At 74.9% G+C, this 22,699-nt stretch carries 21 protein-coding genes and 1 riboswitch; of the genes, 2 read left to right on the plus strand and 19 right to left on the minus strand.

Annotated features, from left to right (window positions below; genetic code table 11):
• Window positions 1-18 precede the first annotated feature (18 nt).
• The 9 genes from V6U77_RS04055 to V6U77_RS04095 form a co-directional block, all read right to left on the minus strand.
• On the minus strand, window positions 19-1,251 hold the full coding sequence (locus V6U77_RS04055) for a trypsin-like serine peptidase (protein ID WP_334604808.1): 1,233 nt from the start codon (window positions 1,249-1,251) through the stop codon (window positions 19-21).
• Window positions 1,252-1,397: 146 nt separating this feature from the next.
• Complete coding sequence (gene surE, locus V6U77_RS04060; RefSeq protein WP_334604810.1) at window positions 1,398-2,258, minus strand: 5'/3'-nucleotidase SurE; 861 nt, start codon at window positions 2,256-2,258, stop codon at window positions 1,398-1,400.
• Window positions 2,248-3,198, minus strand: coding sequence for a 1-phosphofructokinase family hexose kinase (locus V6U77_RS04065; protein ID WP_334604811.1), 951 nt, complete (start codon window positions 3,196-3,198; stop codon window positions 2,248-2,250). The genes surE and V6U77_RS04065 overlap by 11 nt, the downstream gene beginning before the upstream one ends.
• Entirely contained in the window at window positions 3,183-3,785 is a 603-nt protein-coding gene (mnhG, locus tag V6U77_RS04070; RefSeq protein WP_334604812.1) for a monovalent cation/H(+) antiporter subunit G, read from the minus strand. Before mnhG ends, V6U77_RS04065 begins: the two co-directional genes overlap by 16 nt.
• The gene (locus tag V6U77_RS04075; protein ID WP_334604813.1) at window positions 3,782-4,045 is read right to left on the minus strand and encodes a monovalent cation/H+ antiporter complex subunit F; all 264 of its coding nucleotides are present in this window, start codon (window positions 4,043-4,045) and stop codon (window positions 3,782-3,784) included. The genes mnhG and V6U77_RS04075 overlap by 4 nt, the downstream gene beginning before the upstream one ends.
• Window positions 4,042-4,662, minus strand: coding sequence for a Na+/H+ antiporter subunit E (locus V6U77_RS04080; protein WP_442934372.1), 621 nt, complete (start codon window positions 4,660-4,662; stop codon window positions 4,042-4,044). The genes V6U77_RS04075 and V6U77_RS04080 overlap by 4 nt, the downstream gene beginning before the upstream one ends.
• Window positions 4,663-4,673: 11 nt before the next feature.
• Window positions 4,674-6,251 carry a Na+/H+ antiporter subunit D gene (locus tag V6U77_RS04085; protein ID WP_334604816.1) on the minus strand — a complete coding sequence of 526 codons (1,578 nt, stop codon included), beginning with the start codon at window positions 6,249-6,251 and terminating at the stop codon, window positions 4,674-4,676.
• The gene (locus V6U77_RS04090) at window positions 6,248-6,742 is read right to left on the minus strand and encodes a Na(+)/H(+) antiporter subunit C (RefSeq protein WP_334604817.1); all 495 of its coding nucleotides are present in this window, start codon (window positions 6,740-6,742) and stop codon (window positions 6,248-6,250) included. The genes V6U77_RS04085 and V6U77_RS04090 overlap by 4 nt, the downstream gene beginning before the upstream one ends.
• A complete protein-coding gene (locus V6U77_RS04095) occupies window positions 6,739-9,576 on the minus strand; it encodes a Na+/H+ antiporter subunit A (protein WP_334604818.1) in 2,838 nt (945 codons plus the stop codon). The genes V6U77_RS04090 and V6U77_RS04095 overlap by 4 nt, the downstream gene beginning before the upstream one ends.
• 293 nt (window positions 9,577-9,869) lie before the next feature.
• On the opposite strand from V6U77_RS04095, the gene V6U77_RS04100 reads away from it, so the two are divergent.
• Window positions 9,870-10,841, plus strand: coding sequence for a hypothetical protein (locus tag V6U77_RS04100; RefSeq protein ID WP_334604819.1), 972 nt, complete (start codon window positions 9,870-9,872; stop codon window positions 10,839-10,841).
• A gap of 33 nt (window positions 10,842-10,874) precedes the next feature.
• Here the strand turns inward: V6U77_RS04100 and V6U77_RS04105 are convergent, their stop codons facing one another.
• A complete protein-coding gene (locus V6U77_RS04105) occupies window positions 10,875-12,482 on the minus strand; it encodes an amidohydrolase (protein WP_334604820.1) in 1,608 nt (535 codons plus the stop codon).
• Window positions 12,483-12,753: 271 nt separating this feature from the next.
• Between V6U77_RS04105 and V6U77_RS04110 the strand changes: the two genes are divergently transcribed.
• Window positions 12,754-13,509, plus strand: coding sequence for a zf-HC2 domain-containing protein (locus tag V6U77_RS04110; protein ID WP_334604821.1), 756 nt, complete (start codon window positions 12,754-12,756; stop codon window positions 13,507-13,509).
• Window positions 13,510-13,695: 186 nt separating this feature from the next.
• Here the strand turns inward: V6U77_RS04110 and V6U77_RS04115 are convergent, their stop codons facing one another.
• From V6U77_RS04115 to V6U77_RS04155, 9 genes are all read right to left on the minus strand, one after another.
• A complete protein-coding gene (locus V6U77_RS04115; protein WP_334604822.1) occupies window positions 13,696-14,061 on the minus strand; it encodes a hypothetical protein in 366 nt (121 codons plus the stop codon).
• Window positions 14,058-14,825 (minus strand): ABC transporter ATP-binding protein, encoded by a 768-nt coding sequence (locus V6U77_RS04120; protein WP_334604824.1) that lies wholly within the window; start codon window positions 14,823-14,825, stop codon window positions 14,058-14,060. The genes V6U77_RS04115 and V6U77_RS04120 overlap by 4 nt, the downstream gene beginning before the upstream one ends.
• Entirely contained in the window at window positions 14,825-15,967 is a 1,143-nt protein-coding gene (locus V6U77_RS04125; RefSeq protein WP_334604825.1) for a FecCD family ABC transporter permease, read from the minus strand. The genes V6U77_RS04120 and V6U77_RS04125 overlap by 1 nt, the downstream gene beginning before the upstream one ends.
• 5 nt (window positions 15,968-15,972) lie before the next feature.
• Window positions 15,973-16,986 (minus strand): ABC transporter substrate-binding protein, encoded by a 1,014-nt coding sequence (locus V6U77_RS04130; protein ID WP_334604826.1) that lies wholly within the window; start codon window positions 16,984-16,986, stop codon window positions 15,973-15,975.
• A 29-nt stretch (window positions 16,987-17,015) separates the two neighbouring features.
• A riboswitch (cobalamin riboswitch) is annotated at window positions 17,016-17,196 on the minus strand.
• 75 nt (window positions 17,197-17,271) lie between these two features.
• Entirely contained in the window at window positions 17,272-17,943 is a 672-nt protein-coding gene (locus V6U77_RS04135) for an ABC transporter ATP-binding protein (RefSeq protein WP_334604827.1), read from the minus strand.
• A complete protein-coding gene (locus tag V6U77_RS04140; RefSeq protein WP_334604828.1) occupies window positions 17,943-19,067 on the minus strand; it encodes an ABC transporter ATP-binding protein in 1,125 nt (374 codons plus the stop codon). Before V6U77_RS04140 ends, V6U77_RS04135 begins: the two co-directional genes overlap by 1 nt.
• Complete coding sequence (locus V6U77_RS04145) at window positions 19,064-19,933, minus strand: ABC transporter permease (protein ID WP_334604829.1); 870 nt, start codon at window positions 19,931-19,933, stop codon at window positions 19,064-19,066. The genes V6U77_RS04140 and V6U77_RS04145 overlap by 4 nt, the downstream gene beginning before the upstream one ends.
• Complete coding sequence (locus V6U77_RS04150) at window positions 19,926-20,972, minus strand: ABC transporter permease (RefSeq protein ID WP_334604830.1); 1,047 nt, start codon at window positions 20,970-20,972, stop codon at window positions 19,926-19,928. The genes V6U77_RS04145 and V6U77_RS04150 overlap by 8 nt, the downstream gene beginning before the upstream one ends.
• Window positions 20,969-22,561 carry an ABC transporter substrate-binding protein gene (locus V6U77_RS04155; protein ID WP_334604831.1) on the minus strand — a complete coding sequence of 531 codons (1,593 nt, stop codon included), beginning with the start codon at window positions 22,559-22,561 and terminating at the stop codon, window positions 20,969-20,971. The genes V6U77_RS04150 and V6U77_RS04155 overlap by 4 nt, the downstream gene beginning before the upstream one ends.
• Between the last annotated feature and the right edge of the window lie 138 nt (window positions 22,562-22,699).

The following is a 22,699-nucleotide window of genomic DNA, read 5'->3' on the forward strand; positions in this document are numbered from 1 at the left end:
TGTCGTTCTCCGTCGTCGTCAGCCGTTGTTGTCGATCAGGCTGGCGATCTGGCTGTAGATCACGTGCGCCTTCGCGCCCTGGTTCGACGGGCAGCCGCCGAGGTGGTGCAGGGCGATCACCCGGTGGCTGGAGTTCAGCACCGGCGAGCCGGAGTTGCCGCCGGAGGTGTCACAGCTGTAGCTGATGTTGGAGGCGTTGTAGTTGGCGTTCTTCACGGTGCACGTCGCGCCGTTCTGGGTGTCCTCGTAGATCGACAGTCGCTTCGGGCTGCCGTCGCCGTGCCCCGGGATGTACATCCGGGTGCCGGTGGTGGTGGCGGTCGTCGCGAGGTACAGCGTGCCGAAGCTCTGGATGCTGGTGAAGTTGTTCACCGAGTACAGCGCGTAGTCCAGCTCGCTGGAGCCCCCGCTGCTCACCTTGTAGAGGGTGGCGCCGCTGACCTTGGTGCCGGCGCCCGGGTTCGAGCCGCCGCAGGTGGCGCACTGGTAGTTGAACTGCATCTCGCTGCCGCTGACGGCGGACTGCGTCGAGAAGCAGTGCTTGTTGGTCAGCATGCGGTTGGTGTTGCCGACCCGCCAGGTGGTGCACATCCCGCCGCCGCTGATCAGCAGCCGGGCGACCGCCCTGCCACGGGCGTACTCCGTGGGGTGGCTGTTCTGGTAGCAGACCGCGTCGCGGCGGGCGTCGGTGCTGCAGACGGACTGCGTGGAGAAGTTGTGCTGCGCGATCTCCGCGCGGTCGTAGCCGCGCCAGAACCGGTCGATGGTCACCGCGTTGCCGCGGGAGGTGCGGCTGCTGTGCAGCGTCACCACCGCGGTGTCGCCGTCCACCGACATCGCCCAGAAGCCCGGCTGGCCGTCGGTGGTGTAGTCCGAGCCGGTCGCCCGGTTCAGGTAACGGTCGTACCGGTAGCTCTCGCGACCGTCGGGGCTCGACACCGTGACGTAGTCGCCGTGGGCCAGTCGCAGGGAGCTGAAGTGCACCTTGACGTACGACGCGCCGGGGTGCCGGATGACCTGCGTCCGGGCGTCACCCGCGGAGGAGAGCGAGCCGGCGACGGTGCGCAGCTCACCGACCGTGGTGACGCCCTCCGCCTGGAACTGCTCCGACTCGGGTGCCCGCTCCGACTGTGGTGCGACAGGTTGGACCGCGTACGCCTGGGCGGCCGGTGCCGACAGCAGACTCAGCCCGAGCGTGCAGGCGCTGAGCGCGACCGCCGCCGTTCGCAGACGGCGCAGGGCAAGTTTCATCGTCGCTCCTCCCGAGGAACCAGCACCCGACGTGCTTTCAGCCTTCATACACGAAGGCATCCAAGACATGCAAATTTATCGATGCCTTGGATGCTGTCTGGTCACCGGCTCCGGCGGTGCCCCACCGCCCTACCCGCCCGGCCCCCTCACGTCGACGTCGGCACCACCACGTCGGGCAGGTCGCCCAGGGCCCGCACGACGGTGACGGCGGCGTAGCCGTCGGCCAGCCAGGCCAGGTCCGTGCCGGGAACGCGGCGCGCGCCGTTCTCCTCGATGGCCGTACGGACGTAGCCGTGGCCACTCTCGGTGACGGTGACCTGCACCTGACCGAACGGCGCGAGGGTGGCCTGGCGCAGCCCGGCGACCTCGTCGGCCGGCAGGTCGGGCACGTTGAGGTTGAGCACCGTCGCGGGTTCCGCGTCGAGCAGCCAGGGCAGCAGGCGCCCCGCCAGGTCGGCGGCGGTCGACCAGTGACGGGCCTCGTCGTCGAGGGTGTCCAGCACGGCGATCGCCGCGCCGCCGCTGCCCACGCTCGCCGCCGCCGGCGACAGCACGTCCAGCGACACGGCCAACGCCCGCGCGCCACCGTTGCCGGCGGTCAGCGCCGCCCCCACCGTGCCGGAGTGCAGGATCGCGTGCCCCGCGTTCGCGCCCCGGTTGATGCCCGACAGCACCAGCTCCGGGGGCGGCCCGAACACTCCGAGCCCGGCCAGCATGGCGATGTAGCCGGGCGAGGCGGCCACCGCGTACGCCGGCACCTCCGGCAGCCCGACCAGCTCCGTCCCCGTGAACACCACCCGCCCCTCGTCGGTCACCGCGGAGAGGGCGGCGCTCATCCCGCTCGCCTCGGACTGCGGCGCCGCGACCACCACGTCGAGGCCGCGTTCGTACGCGGCACGGGCGAGCCAGCGGATGCCCGGGGCCAGCACGCCGTCGTCGTTGGTCACCAGGACGCGCGCCGGCCGGTCGAGCCGCCGCGCCGCGCGGTCACCGCCGTCACCCGTCATCGGAGCCCCCCGGAGCGTCCTGCAGCGGCGTCAACCGCACCCGTCCGGCGAGTTCCCGCACGGCTTCGGCGCGGCCGGTGCCCAGCCCGTGCCGGGTCACGTTGAGCGCCCCGGCGGCGGCGCCGATGCGTACGGCCTCCCGCATGTCGCCGCCCCGGGCGAGTACGGCGGCCACGCCGGCGGTCATCGAGTCACCGGCGCCCCGGTGGTCGGCCAGCTCCAGCGGCGGGGCGTGCACCTGCAGCGCCGTACCGTCGTCGAGCAGGGCCAGGGCCGGCTCTCCGGCGCGGCTGATCAGCACCGACCTCGCGCCCCGCTTCTGCAGCCGCCGGCCGGCGTCGAGCAGCGTCTCGACGCTGTCGTCGTCCGCGTGACCGTCGTCCATCAGTTCCTCGTGGCTGACCTTGAGCACGGCGACCCCGCCCTCCAGCACCGCCGCCAGGTGGGCGCCGGACAGGTCCGCCACGACGGTGCCGCCGTTTGCGGTCAGGTCGGAGGCGAGGCGCCGGTAGATGTCCGGATCGACCACGTCCGGATCGGCGGGGCCACTGAGTACGCTGACCGGCGCCCGCAGCCCCTCCGTCAGGGTCACCGTGTACAGCTCGTCGATGTCGTGGCGGACCATCGGGGCGCCCGGGTCCTCCGCGATCTCCGCCCGCGAGCCGTCACGCCGGTCGTGCACGTACCAGCCGGTCCCCGACTGCCGCCGCACGACGCGCACCGTCACGTCCTCCTCGACCAGGAGTTTGCGCAGCGCGTCGCCGACCTCGCCGCCGAGGGCCACGCACAGCGTCACCGGCGTGCCGAGAGCCGCGATCATCCGGGTCTGCCACACCCCCTGCCCACCGGGGTGCAGGTGCAGCTCGACCGCGTCGGCCTGCTGCTCGATGGTCACGGTCAACAGCGGCGCCGGCGCGAACACCATCACCTGTTCATCCATCGCCACCTACTGCCCCGAGGCCGCCCCGCCAATCCGCGACGGCGGACATCGGATGAGATCGGACCCGTGCGTGCCGCCGGGTCCCTGCCGACCGCCGAGGATGGCGCGGTCGTTCTGGTCGCACGCCGCCAGCGGCCGCCGGCGCGCCGGCGGGGAGCGCCGGCGGTCGCCGACAGGTGGGGCGGGCCGGCCTGGCGCTTCGACCGCGCGGGCGGGGGGGGCGGGCAGGACCGGGCGGAGCTGGTTCGGTCCAGGGGGGGCGCGAGTTCGTCGGTGATCAGCAGGTCGCGGCGGATCTCGCCGTGCGGGTAGCCCGTCCGGCCCACCATGTGCGCCGCGACGGGCGCGGTGGCGAGCTGGAAGGCGCCGACGAGCACGAGCGTGGTGATGTCCACCCCGGTGCGCAGGCGCAGCGCGCAGCCGAGCATGACGAGCAGCAGGCCGAGCACCTGGGGCTTGGCCGCCGCGTGCATCCTGGCGAGCAGGTCGGGGAAGCGCAGCAGCGCCGCCCCGGCGGCCACGCAGAGCAGCGCCCCGGCGATCAGGCAGACCGAGGCGGCCACGTCGAGGACGGCGTCGAGCGTCACTTGTCGTTCCTCCGGGCGGCGAAGCGGGCGACGCTGACCGAGCCGACGAAGCCGAGGATGGCGAGGACGACCAGCACCGGCAGCGCGGTGGCGTCGCGGCTGTAGGCGGCCTCGGTGGCGATGGCGGCCACCACGACGGCCAGCAGGACGTCGGTGGCGACGGCGCGGTCGAGGATGGACGGTCCGCGGATGATGCGCACGAGGGTCAGTCCGAGGGCCACGGCGAGCAGCACGGCGACGGTCACGGCGACGGCGGTCATCTGGGTGCCCCTTCCGGTTGGGCCGGCTCCGACGGGCCGGCGGGGTGGGGTCGCGTCACGCGGCGCAGCTCGTCGGGCGAGCCGATGGCAGCGACGATCCGCCCTTCGAGTTCCAGCACGCCCTGCCGGAAGCGCTCGACCTCCTCGCGGCTGCGTACGCCGATGACGTGCACGTAGAGGGTGCCGGTCGTCCGGTCGGCCTCGAGGATGAGGCTGCCCGGCACCAGGGACAGCGCCTCGGCGGTCAGCGTGAGGTTGAGGTCGGTGTTGACCCGCAGCGGCACGGCGATGATCGCGCTGAGCGGGGGTTGCCCGACGCGTACCGCCAGCCAGGCGATCTGGGCGGAGGCGACCACGAGGTCGCGCAGGAAACGCACCCAGAACCGCGCGAGCGGCACGGGGCGGATGCGCCCGGCGAAGGTCACCGGTGGCAGCGGGAACACCGCCAGCAGGCCGACGGAGAGCACCAGCCCGCTGATCAGGTTGGCCCAGGAGAGGGTGCCCCAGAGCAGCACCCAGACGCCGGTCAGCCCGGTCACGGCGACGAGCCGGTTACGGCGGCGCGCCGCGCGGGTCAGCGGCGGGTTCGTCGGCGTGATCGGCTTCGGCGGGGTCATCGGGTCACTGGTCACGGGGCACCGTCCGGGAACACGGCCTCGACGTACGGGGTCCGACGCAGCAGGTCGTCCGCCGCGTCGGTGCTGATGTCGAACAACGGCCCGGCCACCGCCGTCAGCGCCAGGCCGAGCACCACCAGGGCGGCGGTCGACCCGATCATCAACCGGGGCAGCACGACGCCCGACGCCTCGGCGTCCGGTGCCCGGTGCGGCTGTTCGGCGCCCTCGGTGCGGGCGGCGCGCACGGCGTCGCCGGCGTCGGGCATGTCCGGATGCGGGGCACGCCAGAAGGCCAGGTTCCACACGCGGGCGATGGCGTAGAGGGTGAGCAGGCTGGTGATCAGCCCACCGGCGACGAGCGTCCAGGCCAGCGGGCCGCCGTCGTCCACGCCCGCCTGGACGAGACCGAGCTTGCCGAGGAAGCCGGAGAAGGGTGGGATGCCGGCGAGGTTGAGCGCGGGCACGAAGAAGAGCACGGCCAGCAGCGGCGAGAGTCTGGCCAGGCCGCCGAGCCGGTCCAGGGCGGTGCTCCCGCCCCGGCGTTCGACCAGGCCGGCGGCGAGGAACAGGGTCGTCTGGATGGTGATGTGGTGCACCACGTAGAAGATCGCCGCGGACAGGCCGAGGGAGGTGCTCAGGCCGACGCCGAAGAGCATGTAACCGATGTGGCTGATGAGGGTGAACGACAGCAGCCGTTTGACGTCGGACTGGGCGACCGCGCCGAGGATGCCCACCACCATGGTCAGCGCCGCCACGACCAGCAGCAGGTCGGCGGTGCGGCCGCCGGGGAACAGCAGCGTCTCGGTGCGGATGATCGCGTACACGCCGACCTTGGTGAGCAGGCCGGCGAAGACCGCGGTGACCGGGGCCGGGGCGGTCGGGTAGCTGTCCGGCAGCCAGGCCGACAGCGGGAACACGGCCGCCTTGATGCCGAAGGCGAGCAGCAGCATCCCCTGCAGCACCAGTCGCAGGTCGTCCGGCAACGCGTCGAGCCGGTCGACGAGCTGGGCCAGGTTGAGCGTGCCGGTCGCCGCGTAGACCAGGCCGATCGCGACCAGGAAGATCAGCGACGACAGCAGGCTGACCACGACGTACGTGGTGCCGGCCCGGATCCGGGTCTCCGTGCTGCCCAGGGTCAGCAGCACGTAGCTGGCCACCAGCAGGATCTCGAAGCCGACGTAGAGGTTGAACAGGTCGCCGGAGAGGAACGCGTTGCACACGCCGGCGGTCAGCACGAGGTAGGTCGGGTGGTAGACCGACAGCGGGGTCTCCTCGTTGCCGTCGGCCGTGCCCTGCCCGATCGAGTAGACGAGCACGCAGAGGGTGACGGCGGCGGAGACGACGAGCATCAGCGCGGCGAGCTGGTCGGCGACCAGGACGATGCCCAGCGGCGCGACCCAGCCGCCGACCTCGACGACCAGCGGCCCGTCGACCGACGCGCGGACCAGCAGCGTGGCCGCCACGGCGACGGTGGCGGTGAGGACGGTGAGGCTGACCCAGCGCTGGGCGCGGGGCCGGCCGACGAGCAGCAGCGTCAGGGCCGCGCCGAGCAGTGGCATCACCACCGGCAGGGGTACGAGCCAGGTCATCGGCTCCTCCCCGCGTCCGCGGCCGGGCTGGTCGCGGCGTCGTCGGCGGGCACGGTCGCCAGCGCGGGGTCGACGTCGCCGGTGTCGGTGTCGGTGTCGCCGCCGTCGGTGTCGGCGGTGCCCGGTCCCTCGTCCCGGTCGGCGAGCTCCATGATGCGGCGGTCCTCGACGTCGTCCTGCACCTCGTCGTGCCCGTTGAGGTGCCAGCTGCGGTACGCCAGGGCGAGCAGGAACGCGGTCATGCCGAGGGTGATGACGATCGCGGTCAGCACCATGGCCTGGGGCAGCGGATCGCTCATGTCCCCCTCGGCGGTGGTGCCGACGATCGGTGGCCCCCCGGCCTTGCCGCCGGTGAGCAGCAGGAGGTTGGCGCCGTTACCGAGCAGGATGACGCCCATCAGCACCCGCGTGAGGCTGCGCTCCAGCAGTAGCGTCACCCCGGCGGCGAAGAGGACGCCGACCACGAGGACGTAGGTCAGGTTCGGGTTCACACCAGCTCCTTCGCCCGGTCGTCGGCCTGTTCGGTCTCGTTCTGGTCGGTCTCCTGCTGACGGTCCATCTCCGCGCCCAGGCTGCGCAGGATGTCCAGGACCAGGCCGACCACGATCAGGTAGACGCCGACGTCGAAGAAGACCGACGTGACGAAGTGGACGTGGCCGAAGACCGGCAGGTGCAGGTCCAGCAGGGCGCTCTGCAGGAACTCGCCGCCCAGCAGCATCGCGGCGACGCCCGTGCCGACGGCGACGAACAGCCCGGCGCCGAGCACCGCACCGGCGTCGACCGGCGCGGCCCCGTTCAACTCCGTACGCCCGCCCGCCAGGTAGCGCACGGCCAGCGCGAGCCCGGCGACCAGTCCGGCGGCGAAGCCGCCGCCGGGGGCGTTGTGCCCGGAGAAGAGCAGGTAGATCGAGAAGAGCACGATGGCGTGGAACAGCAGCCGGGTGACGACCTGGAGGATGACCGACTGCTGGCGGGTGGTGGCGCCGGTGGTCAGCCAGCGCGGCCGCGCCGACTCGGTACGGCCCGCGCCGGGGATGCCCTTGCGCAGGTCGAGGTCCCGGGAGTGGCGGAAGATGAGGCTGGCCACGCCCGTGGCGGCCACCACCAGGACGGCGATCTCGCCCATGGTGTCCCAGGCCCGGATGTCCACCAGGGTCACGTTGACGATGTTCTTGCCGCCGCCGTAGGAGACGGCCTCGTCCGGGAAGTCGACGGAGATCGGGATGGCCGACCGCGCTCCCGCCGCGACGTACGCCATGCCGGCGGTGACCACGCCCACGGCGACGCCGAGCGCGACGCGGCCGCGCCGGCTGGACCGGATGGGCCGCTCGGAGAACTTGGCGGGCAGGTGGCGCAGGACCAGCACGAACATGACGATCGTGACGGTCTCCACCAGGAACTGGGTCAGGGCCAGGTCCGGGGCGCCGTGCAGGATGAACAGCAGCGCGGTGCCGTAGCCGGCGACGCCGACGAGGATCATCGCGGTCAGTCGGCGCCGGGCGCGGGCGGCGGCCACGGCGGCCACGATCACCACGGCGGCCGCGACGGCCTGCAACGGGGTGTCCCACAACTGGAACCGCTGCGGCCAGGGCATCCCGGCCAGCAGCGCCCCACCCGGCAAGGCGATCAACACCAGCAGGATCACGCCGAGGTAGAACGGAAGGGATCCGCGCTGGGTGGCGCCGGTCAGCTCCACCGCCAGCCGGTCCACCCCGCCGATGAGCCGGTCGTAGACCGTGGCCCCGTCGAAGGGCAGGCGGGCCGCCGCGCCCAGCCGCCCCCGGTGCCGCAGGAGGAACAGCCCCACACCGCCCGCGACCGCCAGCGCCGACAGGCCCAGTGCCAGCGTCGGCCCGTGCCAGAGGGCGAGGTGGTAGCCGGGTTCGGCGCTCGGGTACAGGTCGGCGTACGGGGCGAGGACCTTGTCGACGGCGGGCGCGAGGAGCCCCACCGCCAGGCCGGCGGCGGCGAGCACGACGGCCGGCGCGAGGAAGGGCCACCGGACCGGCCCGGGCCGGGTGGCGGGCACGTCGCCTTTGGTGGCGAACGCGCCCCAGACGAAGCGCAGCGTGTACGCCACGGTCAGCGCCGAGCCGAGCACCACGCCGGCGAGCACCACCAGGTCGGCGGTGCCGCCGTGCAGGAACGCCTCGACGGCCGCCTCCTTGGCGACGAACCCGGCCAGCGGCGGGAGGCCCGCCATGGAGGCCGCCGCGAGACCGGCCACCGCCGCGAGCGCCGGCGCGCGCCGGCCCAGGCCGCTGAGTTCACGCAGGTCGCGGGTGCCGGCGACGTGGTCGACGACCCCGACGACGAGGAAGAGGGTGGACTTGAACAGCGCGTGGGCCAGCACCATCGCCACGCCGGCCAGCGCCGTGTCGCGGGTGCCGGCGCCGAGGATCACCATCAGCAGACCGAGCTGGCTGACCGTGCCGTAGGCCAGCAGCAGTTTCAGGTCGGTCTGCCGCAGCGCCGCCCAGCCGCCGAGGAACATGGTGAGCAGCCCGCCGGCGAGCAGGATCGGCCGCCACGGCGCGACCCCGACCACGGCCGGTCCCATCAGCGCGACGAGGAACACACCGGCCTTCACCATCGCCGCGGCGTGCAGGTAGGCGCTGACCGGGGTGGGCGCGGCCATCGCGCCGGGCAGCCAGAAGCTGAAGGGGAAGATCGCCGACTTGCTCAGCGCGCCGAGCAGGATCAGCACCAGGGCCACGGCCAGGTAGCCGCCGCCGGGCAGGTCGGTGGCGATCTCGGACCAGCGGTACGTGCCGGCGTGCTGCCCGAGCATGACGAACCCGGCGAGCATCGCCAGGCCGCCCAGGGTGGTGACCAGCAGCGCCTGCATGGCCGCCCGCCGGCTGGCCCGCCGGGTCGGGTCGCTGCCGATCAGCAGGTAGGACAGGACGGTCGTCAGCTCCCAGAACACGTACAGCAGCAGCAGGTCGTCGGAGACCACCAGGCCGAGCATCGCTCCGGCGAAGGCGACGAAGACCGCCGCGAAGCGGCCCAGGCCGGGATCGTCGGAGCGGAAGTAGTGGGCGCTGTAGGCGAGCACGAGTGCCCCGACCCCGCCCACCAGCACCACCATCAGCCAGGCCAGGGTGCCCATCCGCAGGGCGATCTCCAGGCCGAGCTGGGGAACCCAGGCGACCGTCTCGACGACCGGGGTGCCGGAGCGGACCGTCCCCGTGCGTGTGAGCGCCCAGACGAGGGTCGCCGCGGGGGCCAGCGCCACGAGGTAGAGGGCCCGTCGCCCCCAGATACGTATCAGTCCCGGGGCGATCACGGCTGCCAATGCGTGGACCGCCACCAGAACCAGCACATATCCTCCCAGGGTTTGACAGCCGGTTAGCCAACCCTAACCGGTAAGGGGCGAATTCGCCTACTGCCGATACCGGGCCGGTGACCAGGGCGCACGACGCCGGTCGCCAGCGACCCGGGAAGAACTCCGCGCGCCTCGGCACCCGCCATCGGCACCTCGCCACCGGCGCGCCTCCTGCCTATCATGATCAGGAGGGGTTCGCCCACCCGCCGGTTAACCTTGGCGTCCTGGTGCTAGGACCGCTCGGCGCGCTCCGGAACGCGCGGGGCCGCGTCGGCGATCGAGGACGACGGATGGGCGGGACGATGCGGAGTGGGGCACTGGTGTCGACCCGGGCGGCCCTCGCCGGGGCGACGGGCAACGCCCTCGTGATGGGCGTGGCGGAGGTGAGCACGCCGCTCGGCTGGGTGCTGCTTCCGGGGCTGCTCGGCGTGTCCACCCGGCCCCGGGTGGCCGCGCTCATCTCCGCCTGGGCCGTCGTCCTGCTGACGGCGTCCGTGGTCGTACCCGTGGTTCCCGGACACCGCGCCGACCCGTGGGCGCTCGGCGCCTCCGTGGTGAGCCTGGCCGCCGTACCCCTGCTGGCCTGGGCCAGGCGTCGCCGCGAGGCGCGGGCGATCGCCCGCGTGCCCGCACCCCGCGACGTCGCCGTGTTCGCCGTGCCCGCCGGCCCGGGGCACGCCGCCCTGGGCGTCTGCCGCTCTCCCGGCGAGGTCGCCGCGGCGGTGCCGCTGCGACGCGGCGGCCTGCGCGTCCTCGTCGGCGTGGCGCACGGCGCCACCCTGGCCCGCCCCGAGCACGCCCGGGCGCTGGAGTCGGCCTTCCGGCGCGAGGCCCCGCGACGCGGACGAGCGCTGCCGCAGATCGCCGACACCCTCGACCAGCTCGTCCGGGACATCGCCCCGGGCGGCTACCTCGCCGCCACCCTGGTGGAGGTCTCCCCCGACGGGCGCGTCACCCTGCTGCGCCGCGGCGGCCCGGACGCCGTCGTGGACGCCGGGCCGCAGATCCGTCCCGCCGGCGTGCCCGACGGGGGCCCGATGGGCCTGGCCGGGGTGGCGACGAGCGGGACGCAGGTGCCGGCGGGCACCCGACGGGTGGCGGTCACGCCGGCCCTCGACGACGCCCACTCGCGGCCGAGCGAGGCGGCGCTGCGGTCGCCGCGCGCCGTGGACGCCGTGGTCGCGCTGACCGGGCGTCGCGGCGGTGGCCGCCGCAGCGGGCCGGCCCTCGTGCTCGACCTGCCGCCGGAACGGCCCGCCTGAGCGCCGGCCCCGCCCGGGATCGCCGGCCGGCGGTCAGCGCTGCCAGCGCACCACCCCGCCGACCACGGTGAGCGCCACCGTGAGGTCGCGCAACTGCGCCGGCTCGACCTGGTGGGGATCGGTGGGCAGCGCGATGAAGTCCGCGAGCATGCCCGGGGTCAGCCGCCCCTTCAGGTGCTCCTCGTAGGAGGCGTACGCGCCCGCCTCGGTGAAGCAGCGCAGCGCCGTGTCGAGGCTCACCCGCTCGTGCGGGTCCACGCCGCCGGGCGGGGTGCCGTCGGGCTGCTGCCGGGTCACCGCGGCGTGGATGCCGAAGAACGGGTCCGGATCCTCCACCGGGGCGTCCGAGCCGAACGCCACCGTCGCGCCGGCGTCCAGCAGGCTGCGCCAGGCGTACGAGGCCAGGTCGCGGCCGGCGAGCATCCGGCTGGTCAGGGGGATGTCGCTGGTGCAGTGGGTGGGCTGCATCGAGGCGGTCACGCCCAGCCGGGCGAGCAGCGGCACGTCCTGCGGCCGCAGGTGCTGGGTGTGTTCGATCCGGTGCCGCAGCCGCCGTACCGCCCCGGCGACGGTCGGGTTGGTGCGCGCCGACTCCTGCCAGCGGGCGTACGCCCGCAGCACCATCTCGTTCGCCGCGTCGCCGATGGCGTGGGCCGCGACGGCGATGCCGGCCCCGGCCGCCTTCGCGACCAGCCGCTCGAACTCCTCCGCCGGGGTGACCGCGATGCCGTGGTTGTGTGGCTCGCCCTCGTACGGCTCGGTCATCAGGCAGGTGTGCGAGCCGAGCGCCCCGTCGGTGAAGATCTTGACCGGGCCGGTGCTCAGCCAGCGGTCCCCGTCACCGGTGGCCCAGCCCAGGTCGATGACCTCGTCCAGGGCTGTCGACGGGATCGACTTGTGCACCCGCAGGGGCAGTTCGCCCCGGGCGTACAGGGTCTCGTAGGCGGCCCGGCAGTCCTGCCCGTCGAGGTCGTGGATGCTGGTGAGGCCGGCGGCGAGCAGCCGGGGCAGGTGGGTACGCAACTGCGTGACCAGGTCACCGGCGAGCGAGGAGCGCATGACGTCGTACGCCGCGTCCCCCGCCGCCTCCCGCAGGATGCCGGTCGGCTCGCCGCGTTCGTCACGGACGATCTGCCCGCCGACGGGGTCGGGGGTGTCGGCGTCGATGCCGAGCCGCCGGAGGGTGGCCGTGTTGACCCAGGTGGTGTGCCCGTCGATGCTGGGCAGCACGGCCGGCCGGTCGGGGCAGACGCGGTCCAGGTCGGCCCGCGTCGGCTGCACCGGCCGGTCCCACTTGTGGCTGTCCCAGCGCCCGCCGAGGAGCCAGGCGTCGGGCGACAGGGTGGCGGCGTGCCGGGCGATCCGCGTCAGCGCCTCGTCGAGGCTGGTCGTGCCACGCAGGTCCACCTGCTCCAGGCCGCGCACGTAGAGCGCCGAGTGGAGGTGGCTGTCGATCAGCCCCGGCAGCACGGTCATCCCGCCCAGGTCGACCCGGCGCGCCCCGCCGCCGGCGCGGTCGCGGCACTCGTCGAGTGTCCCGACGGCGACGATGCGCTCGCCGCGCACCAGCATCGCCTCGGCCTGCGGACGGGCGGGGTCGAGCGTGTGGATCCGGGCGTTCTCGTAAACCGTACCGGTCATGGGCTGCCTGCTTCGACGGTCGGGCGGGGTCGTCCATGCTAGACAGCTCCCGGCGACAGGCACAGGGGCACCCGGAGTCGCGGCGTCGCGGGGCCCCGACACGGAGGTGCCGGATGGCTGACGACGGGGAGCCGGCCGCGCGGGCGCTGGCCGCCGGCCGGGCGGCCACGCCACCGGCCGAGCCGCACCTCTCCCGGGCTGACCTGCGGGAAGGCGATGATCGACCGAACTGCGCGGGAACCAGGCACGCCTGCGGGCCGACTACCGGTACATGGGGTGTGAGCAGTGGCGCGAGGTGCTGTCGGCGCAGTTGGACGGGGAGGAGACCGCCGCCGAGCGGACGGCGGTGGCGGATCACCTGGCCGGTTGCGGCGGCTGCCGGAGGTGGTACGACCAGGCCGGGACGGTGACCCGTCGGGCCCGGCTGTCGGTCGCCGTGGCCGGTGACGACCTCACCGACGCCATCCTCGGCGCGCTGCCCGCACCGGCTCCGCGCCGCCGTCGGGAGCGGGCCGTGCTCACCCTGCGGGCGGCCCTCGGGCTGGTCGGGGCGCTGCAGCTCGTCCTGGGCCTGGCGCAGATCGGCCGCGGTACGGCGGACGCGCACACCCACGCGGCGGTCGGCGGGCTGATGTCGGGGCACCTGTGGCACGAGTCGGCGGCGTGGAACGTCGCCGTGGGTGCGGGCTTCCTGTTCGTCGCGGCCCGGCGCACACCGCCGACGGGGCTGGTGCCGATGCTGACCGCCTTCGTCGGCACGCTGGCGCTGCTGTCGGTCAACGACCTGCTCACCGGGCGGGTGGACGCCACCCGCGTGGTCAGCCACGGCTTCCTGCTGGTGGGCTACGTCATCGTCGTCGCCCTGTCCCGCCCGGGGCTGCGCCCCGACGGCCCGGCGCGGCGCGGCCGTCCGGACGAGCCCCGCTGGAGCCTGCCCGCCGACGAGCCCACGGAGTCGCCGGGGCTGCGGCTGCTCCCGTCGCCGCACCCCGGCTCCGCGCGCGTCCCCGATCGCCGCGCCGCCTGACCGGGCTCCGGGTCCGGGGCACCCGCGGAGCCCCGCGCGGCGGCGGGCCGGGCTCGGCGAACGCGGGCGGCACAGGTACCCGTCCGGTCGGGACTTCCCCGGCTTCCCGACCAACCGACGTCGCCGCCGGCCGCGCCGATGCCACCGGTCCCGACCCCGCCGACGCCCGCGCCGGCTGAGGCCTGCTCACCGCCCGGGGCGCAGCGCCGGGGCGACCACCGACAGCTCCAGCTCGGCGCGCAGCGGCACCACGCCCGGCCCGCCGGCCCGGACCCATCCGGCGATGTCGTCGACGACGGAGTCGTGCAGGACCAGGCCGAACCAGACCGGCCGCGCGCCGGCGCGGCGGGCCGCCGGGGTCGGGTGCACGACGACCAGGTTCGACTGCGCGCAGAGGTCGAGGCAGGCGCTGACCCGTACCCGGTGTGGTGCCGGCAGCCCGGCGCGCAGCCGCCGCAGCTGCGCGTCGTGGTCGACGGAGGGGTGCTTGTGGGTGCTGCCGCAGCAGCAGTCGCGGCACACGGTGACGAGGCAGCCCGGTGCGTCGGTCACGGCGCGGGCGGGTGGTAGGTGATGGTGGGCCGCCCGGTGCCCGGGTGCGCCACGACGTCGGCGCGCACCCCGTAGACGTCGGCGAGCAGGCCGGCGGTGAGGACCTCGGCGGGCGTACCGGCGGCGACGACCCGCCCGGCGGCCAGGACGACCACCGCGTCGCAGAACATGGCGGCGAGGTTGAGGTCGTGCAGCGCGGCCAGGGTGGTGACCCCCGAGCGGCGGACCAGGTGCAGCAGGTGCAGCTGGTGGCCGATGTCGAGGTGGTTCGTGGGCTCGTCGAGCAACAGCAGCAGCGGCTGCTGGGCCAGGGCACGGGCCAGCTGCACCCGCTGCCGCTCGCCGCCGGAGAGGGTGTGCCAGCGGCGCTCGGCGTACCCGTCCAGGTCCACCCGGGCCAGCGCGTCCGCCGCGGCGACCCGGTCGGCGGCGCTGTCGGACCAGCGCGAGCCGCGGTGGGGCGTACGGCCGAGCAGCACCACCTCGCCGACGCTGAGGTCCAGGTCGGTGTCGGCGTGCTGGGCGAGCAGGGCGGCCCGGCGGGCCAGCGTGACGCGGGGCAGGCTGGCGACGTCGTCGCCGTCGACGGTGACCAGCCCGGCGTCCGGTGCGGCGAGCCGCGCGACGATCCGCAGCAGGGTGGTCTTGCCGCAGCCGTTGGGACCGAGCAGCCCGACGAGGCTGCCCGCCGGCACCGCGCAGGTGACGTCGTCGAGGATCCGCCGGGCCGCGACGGACCAGGACACGCCGGTGACGGTGAGCATCAGTCACGCACCTTCCGGCGGTGCAGCAGCACCACGAAGGCGGGCACCCCGAGCAGCGCCGTCAGCACGCCCACCGGCAGTTCCCGGGGCGCGAACAGGGTCCGCGCGGCGGTGTCCACCCAGACCAGGAAGATCGCCCCGGCGAGGACGGCGACGGGCAGCAGTCGCCGGTGGTCCGCCCCGGTGAGGAACCGGGCGGCGTGCGGCAGGATCAGCCCCACGAAGCCCACCGCGCCACTGACGGCGACCAGCGTCGCCGTGAGCAGCGCGGTGGCGACCAGCAGCAGCCACCGGACCCGGGTGACGGCGACGCCGAGGCTCGCTGCGGCGTCCTCGCCGAAGGCGAACGCGTTGAGCGTGCGGGCGTACGCCGCCACCAGGGCGAGCACGGCGGCCAGGACCGGCACGGCCCACGCCAGGGCGGTCCAGTCGACGCGGGCCAACGAGCCGGAGAGCCAGAAGGTGATGCTCTGGGTGGCGTGCGGATCGGCGACCCAGATGATGACGAACGAGGTCGCCGCCCCGCAGAGCTGCGCGACGGCCACCCCGGCCAGCACCACCCTGGTGGGCGCCAGCGCGGCCCGCCGGCCGGCCACCACGGCCACGACCGCGAACGCGGCCAGCGCCCCGGCGAAGGCGCCCCCGGTGAGCGCGGCGACCCCACCGCCGAAGCCCAGGACGAGGACCGCGACCGCGCCGAGCGACGCCCCGGAGGAGACCCCCAGCAGGTACGGGTCGGCGAGCGGGTTGCGGGTGACGGTCTGCATCACCGCGCCGACGGCCGCCAGCCCGCCCCCCACGGCGGCGGCCCCCAGCACCCGGGGCAGGCGCAGCCGCCAGACGATGTGCTCGCGCAGCAGCGGCACCTCCGCGTGCGGGAGTCCCAGGCGGTCGGCCACGACCGACCAGACCGCCCACACGGGGATGTCGGCCGGCCCGACGGTGACGGCCACGCCGATCGACACGACCAGACCCGCCAGCAGGGCCACCAGCAGCGCCGCCAGGCCGACCGGGTGCGCCGCGCGGAACCCGGCGTGACGCACGGCTCCGGGGCCGCCTGGCCGGGCCGGGGCGGCGGCGGGGCCACCGGTCCGGTCGGCGGCGGCGGGCCGGGTCGGGTCGGCGGCGGTGCGGCGGACCACGGCGGTCAGCGGTCCGCCCCGGCGGGGAGCTGCGCCACGCCCGCGGCCAGCGCCTCGACGCCGAGCACGACGCGTACCCCGGCGGAGGTGGACGAGAACGGGATGACGACGAAGCGTTGCCCGGCCACGGCGGGCAGGTCCTTCAGGCTGGGATGCCGGGCCAGGAAGGCCCGCTTCGCGGCGGCCGGGTCCCAGCCCGCGTCGACCAGCACGATCGCGCCGGGATCGCGGTCCACGACCGACTCCCAACTGGTGTCGGCCCAGCCGCCGGAGAGGTCGCCGAACGCGTTGCGTACCCCGACCGCCGACATGATCATTCCGGGGCTGCCGCAGCAGGCCCCCACGCTGGGGGCGTCGCTGCCGGCGTCCCACCAGAGCACCGACACGTCCCGCGCGGCGCCGACGCGGGCGACGGCCGTGGCGACGCGGGCCCGCTGGTCGGCGATGAGCTTCTCGGCCCGCTCCGGCACCCCGAAGACGGCCGCCACGTCCCGGATCTCGGCGAACACGTCCTCGACGGTCAGCTTCGCCGGCCGGTGCTGCTTGGGGCACCCCGCCGGCGAGAGGTACGTGTCGACGCCGAGTGCCGCCAGCGCGGCACGGTCGCCGACCCCCTCGTCGCCGAAGGCGCTGTGGAACGAGGCGTAGACGAAGTCCGGCGCCGCCTCCAGCAGCTTCTCCTTCGCCGGGTACTTGTCCGACAGCACCGGCACGGCGGCGTACGCGGCCGCGTGCTCGGGCAGGATCGCGTCGTCCAGGTACGCCGTGCCGGCCATGCGGTCGCCGAGGCCGAGGGCCAGCATGATCTCCGTGGCGGGCTGGTTCAGCGTCACCGCGCGCTCGGGCGGGGCGGCGACGCTGACCGGCGTACCGCAGTTGGTCAGCGTGACGGGGGCAGCCGACGGCGACGCCGTCGTGGCCGGATCGTCCGTGGCGCAGCCGCCGAGCAGGACGACGAGAACGGACAGGGGCGCGGCAACGCGCCGGGACAGGGTGGACCGCACAGCGCGCACGCGCATCGGGACCGCCTTCCAACACCTCGTGGACGGGTCATCGCTGTGCCGTGGCCGGTCTCCTGGCTGACGGGAGGTGCGTCCGTGGCCGGCCTTCCCAGGCGCATGGCGCCCAGTGACCTCGTACGACGAGGGCCGCGAACTTCCCGATCACAGTGGCGAGGGCCGCACCGGTCTTGCACCGGCTTCCCGAGCACCACGGCAGGGTCACCCTAGCGGCCGGCCCGCCCGGAAGTCACGGTGACGAACACCATGAGGGACGGTCGCGCCCCCGGGCGGTCGCCGGCGCGGTCAGGACCGGGGCGCAGACGGCAGGTCGACCACCCGGGTGGCCCAGCGGGCCATCAGCGCCGGGTCGTGGGTGATGAGCAGGACCCCGGCGGCGTGCTGCCGCTGGTAGTCGGTGACGACGGCCGCAAGGTGCGCCTGGGTGGAGGCGTCGAGCATGGCGGTGGCCTCGTCGCAGAGCAGGTAGTCCGGCCGGTGCACGAGGGCGCGGGCGAGGCAGGCACGTTGCAGCTGCCCGTCGCTGACGGCGTGGGGGCGGCGGGCCAGCAGGTCGGGCGTGAGGCCGACGAGGTCGGCCAGCTCCGCCGCCCGGGCCCGCGCCTGCGCCTCGGGCGTGCCGGTGGCGCGCAGCGGTTCGGCGATGATGTCGGCGAGGCCCAGCCGGGGGTCGGTGGCGGCGCGGGGGCTCTGGAACAGGATCGCGACGCGGGTGCGGACGGCGGCGGGCAGCCGGTGCCGGGCGCCCGCCACCCGGTGGCCGTCGAGGGTGACGTGCCCGGCCTCGGGGGCGTGCAGCAGGGCCAGCACCCGGGCGAGGGTGGACTTGCCGCTGCCCGAGGGCCCGCGCAGGCCCACCGTCTCGCCGGGGGCGACGCACAGGTCGACGCCGTCGAGGACGCGCCGGCCGCCGAAGGAGACCGCGACCTCGTGGGCCGCGAGCGCGGTGCTGGTCATCACGGCGCTCCGAGGGTCAGCGGGTGGTGGCAGGCGACCCGGGCCGGGGCGCCCGCAAAGGGCGCGGGCGGGGTGCGGCAGACGTCGGTGGCGCGGTCGCAGCGCGGGGCGAAGGCGCAGCCGGGAGGCAGGTCGGTGAGCATCGGCGGGTGGCCGGGGACAGGCCGGAAGGCCCGCTCGGGCAGGGCGTCGAGCAGGCCGGCGGTGTACGGGTGGGCGGGCGCCGCGAACAACTCGCCCGTCGGCCGCCGTTCCACGATCCGGCTGGCGTACATGACGGCGACCGTGTCGGCGATCCGGCGGGCGGCGGCCAGGTCGTGGGTGATGAGCAGGACCGCGCCGCCGGCGTCACAGCGACGGCGCAGCAGGTCGAGGGTGTGGTCGACCAGCGGCCGGTCGAGGCCGGTGGTGGGTTCGTCGGCGAGCAGCAGCGGCGGATCGGGGGCGAGGGCGAGGGCGGTGGCCAGGCGCTGCGCCATGCCGCCGGAGAGTTCGTGGGGATGGCGGTCGAGGTCGGCGGGGTCGAGGCCGACGTCGGCGGCCACCCGCTCGGCGGCTGCGGGCGCCTCGCGCCGGGTGCGCCCGTGGGCGCGCAGGGTCTCCTCCAGCAGCCGGCGGCCCGTACGCACGGGGTTCAGCGCGGTGGCGGGGCTCTGCGGCACCAGCCCGACCACGCGACCGCGTACGGCGCGGGCGAGGTGGCGCTCGGAGGAGCCGACCAGGTCGTGCTTCTCCCCGGTGGGCGGGCGCAGCCGCGCCTGGCCCGTGACGGTGGCGTTGCCGGGGAGCAGGCCGAGCAGGGCGTGCGCGAGCACCGACTTGCCGCAGCCGGACTCCCCGACGACCGCGAGGAGTTCCCCCGGGTGGACGGTCAGGTGCAGGTCGGTGACGGCCTGCACCACGGCGTCGCGGAGCTGGAAGCGGACGGTGAGCCCGTCGACCTCCAGCAGGCCGGGCCGGCCGTCGCCGGTGCCGGCCGGGCCACCGGAGCCGGCCGCGGTGGCGGTGTCCGGCGCGGTGGCGGTGTACGGCGCGCTGGTGGTGTCCGGCGCGGCGGCGGTGCCGGCCGGGGCGACGCTGGTGGTGCCGGCCGGGACGGGCGCAGGCTCGCGGGTGGTGGTCACAGGTTCAGCTCCGCTCGTACGCGCGGGTCGAGGCGGTCGCGCCAGCGGCCGGTGAGTGCGGCCAGGGCCAGCGTGACGACGACGAGGAGCAGGCCGGGCACGATGCTGGCCCACCAGGCGCCGGTGAGCAGGGACCGTTGCCCGTCGTTGATCATGTTGCCGATCGAGGCCAGGTGCGGGGGCAGTCCCAGGCCGAGGAAGGACAGCGCGGTCTCGTGCCAGACGGCGTGCGGCACCATCAGCGTGGTGGCCAGCGCCAGCCGGGGCAGCACGTGCGGGAGCAGGTGCCGGGTGATCACGCGGGTGCGGCTGGCCCCGCCGGAGATCGCGGCGTCGATGAACGGCCGGGTACGCAGGCTGAGCAGCTCCGAGCGGACGATGCGGGCGGTGGAGAGCCAGTGCGTCAGCCCGATCGACAGGATCACCGCGCCCAGGCTCGGCCGCAGCATCGCGACGATGAAGATGCCCAGCAGCAGGTGCGGCAACGCCGCGATGGTGTCGACCACCCGCATCAGCACGCGGTCGACCCAGCCCCCGAGGGTGCCGGCCACCGCGCCGACGAGCCCGCCGATCACGGTGGCGACGAGCGCGGCGACGGCGCCGACGAGCAGCGAGACCCGCAGGCCGTAGAGGCTGCGGTGGGCCACGTCGCGCCCCAGGTCGTCGGTGCCGGCCGGGTGCGCCCAGGAGGGCGCGAGCCGGGTGCGGGCCAGCTCCACCGCGCTCTCGTCGAGCGGCCAGAGGACGGGGGCGAGCAGGCAGGCCAGGCCCGCGCCGACGAGCACGGCCCAGGCGACGGCGGCACCGGCCCGGCCCGTACGCGGCTTCGGCCGCCGGACCCGGACGGGCAGGGCGAGGTCAGTCATCGAGGCGTACCCGGGGATCGGCGGCGGCGTAGGCGAGGTCGGTGCCCAGGTTCGCGGCCAGCACCACGACGGTGGTGGCCAGGGTCGTGGCGGCCAGCAGCGGGAAGTCGCTGCCCAGCGCGGCCTGGACGGTCACCGCGCCGAGGCCGGGCAGGGAGAACACGGTCTCCACCAGGACGGCGCCGCCGATCAGCTCGGGCAGGTGGGTGCCGACGAGGGTGAGGAACGGCAGCAGCGCGGTACGCAGGGCGTGGCCGAACAGGACCGTGCGGCCGGGCAGGCCCCGGGCCCTGGCGGCGAGGACGTGGTCGTCGCGGAGGCTCTCGGCGACGGTGTCACGGATGAACAGCACGAACCACGGCATCTGGGCGAGCGCCAGCACGCCCACCGGGAGGATCAGGTGCCGGGCCACGTCGGCGGGGTCGGTGCCGGTGGCGGTGATGTCGGTGAGCCCGCCGGCCGGCAGCCACCCGAGGGTGAGTGCGAACAGGGCGATGGCGGCCAGCCCGATCCAGAACACCGGCATCGACTGCACGGCGTACGCGGTGGCGCGCAGCGCCCGGTCGAACCAGCCGCCGCGCCGGTACGCGGCCAGCGTGCCCAGCAGCAGGCTCGCCACGAGGACGAGGGCGAGGGCGGCGCCCACGAGCAGCAGGGTCCAGCCGGCCCGGGCGGCGAGCACGGAGGTGACCGGCTCGTGGCGGCTGGTGGACCAGCCCAGGTCGCCCTGGAGCAGGTTGCCCACCCAGCGCAGGTACTGCACCGGCAGCGGGTCGTCGACGCCCCAGTTGGCGCGGATCTGCGCCAGGTTCTCCTCGCTGGTGGTGAACGCCGCCGCGCCCGCGTACTGCTGGGCGGGGTCGATCGGCGAGGCCGCGCCGAGGGCGAACATGCCGACGCTGGTGGCGGCGAGGATGGGCACGGCCACCAGCAGCCGCCGGCGGACCACCGCGCCGGCGCCCGCCAGCCGGCGCGCACGACGCCGGTCGTCGGGGGCCTTCGCCGGGGCCGGCGCGGCGGTCGGGGTGGGCGTCGTCACGACTTCCTCGTCCAGGTGTGGATGTTCCACCAGAGACTGTTGGCGACGTCGTGCTCATGCGGCTCCACGCGTGGGGTCGTCCCGGCGATCTGGTCCTTGACCACGTAGGTGTGCTCGAGGTAGGTGAGGAACACCCACGGCATGTCGGTGGCGAGCTGCTTCTGGAACGTGGCGTACGCGGCCTTGCGGGTGGCCGGGTCCGCGTTGGCGCGGCCGTCCTGCAACGCCTTGTCGACGACGTCGGAGCGGTAGGAGCCGGGGTTGAAGAAGCCCTGGCCGGCGAAGGCGGAACCGAAGAGCTTGTAGGAGACGAAGTCCGGGTCGTACGGCGTGCCGTAGCCCATGACGAGCGCGTCGCTCTTCATCCGGGGGGTGATCGCGTCCCAGGTCAGGCCCTCGGGAGTGATCTTGATGCCGACCTTCTTCGCGTCGGCGGTCACCGCGAGGGCGAGTTCCTTGCGGAGGCTGTCCGTGGCCGGGTACATCAGGGAGAACGCCGCCTGCCGGCCGTCCTTGGCGCGGATGCCGTCCGGGCCCGGCTTCCAGCCGGCGGCGTCGAGGGCGGCGGTCGCGGCGGCCGGGTCGGCGGCGGGCTTGCCGACGATCGACGGCTCGGCGAACTCCGACGTCGGCGGGACCGGCCCGAACGCCGGCTCGCCCGCCCCGCCGAGCAGCCCGGTGACCATGGCCGCGCGGTCCACCGCCGCGTTCAGCGCCCGGCGCACCGCGAGGTCGGCGGTGACCGGGTTGCCCATCGGCAGCATCACGCCCCGGTAGTCGGCGGTGGGCACCCGCTGCACCCGGTAGCCGGCCTGCCCGTCGAAGCCCGTGGCCAGCTTCGGGGCCAGCTCCGCCGCGTCGAACTCCCCCGCCCGCATCCGCTGCGCGCGGACGTTGTCGTCGGCGACGAACGCCACCACCACGCCGCTGTTGGCGGGCCTGCCGCCCCAGTAGCTCTCGTTGGCCGCGAGCACGAGCCGGTCGCCCGGGGTCCAGGACGTCACGCGGTACGGGCCGGTGCCCACCGGCTTGCGGTTGAACTCGGCCTTGTTGATGTCCTGCCCGGCCAGCGCCTTGGCCGGCACGATCCCGAGGGCCAGCCGCTGCGGGAAGGGTGCGTAGGCGTACTTCAGGCCGAACACCACGGTCGACGGGTCGGGCGCCGTGACCGAGTCGAGCATGTCCAGGTCGGAGCGGAGCGTGGAGTCGACCTTCGGGTCCAGCACCGCCTGGTAGGTGAAGACCACGTCCTGCGCGGTGAACGGGGTGCCGTCGTGGAACAGCACGCCCTCGCGCAGCTTCGCGGTGACCGTCCGGCCGTCCGCCGACACGGTCGGCAGCTCCCGGGCCAGCGCCGGCACCAGCTCGTTGCGGGCGTCGCGGGCGACCAGCCCGTCGAAGATCAGGGAGCCGCCGTCGACGCCGTAGTTCAGCACCGGGTTCAGCGCGTCCGGCTCACCCGCCGTCGCCACGACGAGGGTGCCGCCGCCCGCACCGGTGGACGTGGCCGTCGGCGACGAGCAGCCGGTCAGGGCGAGGACGCCGACGACGGCGACCGCCGCCACGCGCCTGGACACACGCGTACCCATGACATGCTCCCGGGGATCTGTTCGTCGCACGACCGCCCGGTGTCACGCCGGGCCGGCGTCCTGGTCTGACCGACCGTGCCCGCAGCGGTGCACGGTCACGAGCGGGCGGACGCCCCGGCGATGGTTCTGGATCATCGC

The organism is Micromonospora sp. CPCC 205546, assembly GCF_036902715.1.
Classification (GTDB): Bacteria; Actinomycetota; Actinomycetes; order Mycobacteriales; family Micromonosporaceae; genus Micromonospora.

Excerpts from the sequence above, each read along its gene's own strand:
- V6U77_RS04080 (WP_442934372.1), bottom strand. The coding sequence starts at position 4,662 with ATGACCCCGCCGAAGCCGATCACGCCGACGAACCCGCCGCTGACCCGC.
- surE (WP_334604810.1), bottom strand. The coding sequence starts at position 2,258 with ATGACGGGTGACGGCGGTGACCGCGCGGCGCGGCGGCTCGACCGGCCG.
- V6U77_RS04130 (WP_334604826.1), bottom strand. The coding sequence starts at position 16,986 with ATGCGCGTGCGCGCTGTGCGGTCCACCCTGTCCCGGCGCGTTGCCGCG.
- V6U77_RS04145 (WP_334604829.1), bottom strand. The coding sequence starts at position 19,933 with ATGACTGACCTCGCCCTGCCCGTCCGGGTCCGGCGGCCGAAGCCGCGT.
- V6U77_RS04135 (WP_334604827.1), bottom strand. The coding sequence starts at position 17,943 with ATGACCAGCACCGCGCTCGCGGCCCACGAGGTCGCGGTCTCCTTCGGC.
- V6U77_RS04065 (WP_334604811.1), bottom strand. The coding sequence starts at position 3,198 with ATGGATGAACAGGTGATGGTGTTCGCGCCGGCGCCGCTGTTGACCGTG.
- V6U77_RS04155 (WP_334604831.1), bottom strand. The coding sequence starts at position 22,561 with ATGGGTACGCGTGTGTCCAGGCGCGTGGCGGCGGTCGCCGTCGTCGGC.
- V6U77_RS04085 (WP_334604816.1), bottom strand. The coding sequence starts at position 6,251 with ATGACCTGGCTCGTACCCCTGCCGGTGGTGATGCCACTGCTCGGCGCG.
- V6U77_RS04120 (WP_334604824.1), bottom strand. The coding sequence starts at position 14,825 with ATGCTCACCGTCACCGGCGTGTCCTGGTCCGTCGCGGCCCGGCGGATC.
- V6U77_RS04075 (WP_334604813.1), bottom strand. The coding sequence starts at position 4,045 with ATGACCGCCGTCGCCGTGACCGTCGCCGTGCTGCTCGCCGTGGCCCTC.
- V6U77_RS04100 (WP_334604819.1), top strand. The coding sequence starts at position 9,870 with ATGGGCGGGACGATGCGGAGTGGGGCACTGGTGTCGACCCGGGCGGCC.
- V6U77_RS04110 (WP_334604821.1), top strand. The coding sequence starts at position 12,754 with ATGGGGTGTGAGCAGTGGCGCGAGGTGCTGTCGGCGCAGTTGGACGGG.
- V6U77_RS04105 (WP_334604820.1), bottom strand. The coding sequence starts at position 12,482 with ATGACCGGTACGGTTTACGAGAACGCCCGGATCCACACGCTCGACCCC.
- V6U77_RS04055 (WP_334604808.1), bottom strand. The coding sequence starts at position 1,251 with ATGAAACTTGCCCTGCGCCGTCTGCGAACGGCGGCGGTCGCGCTCAGC.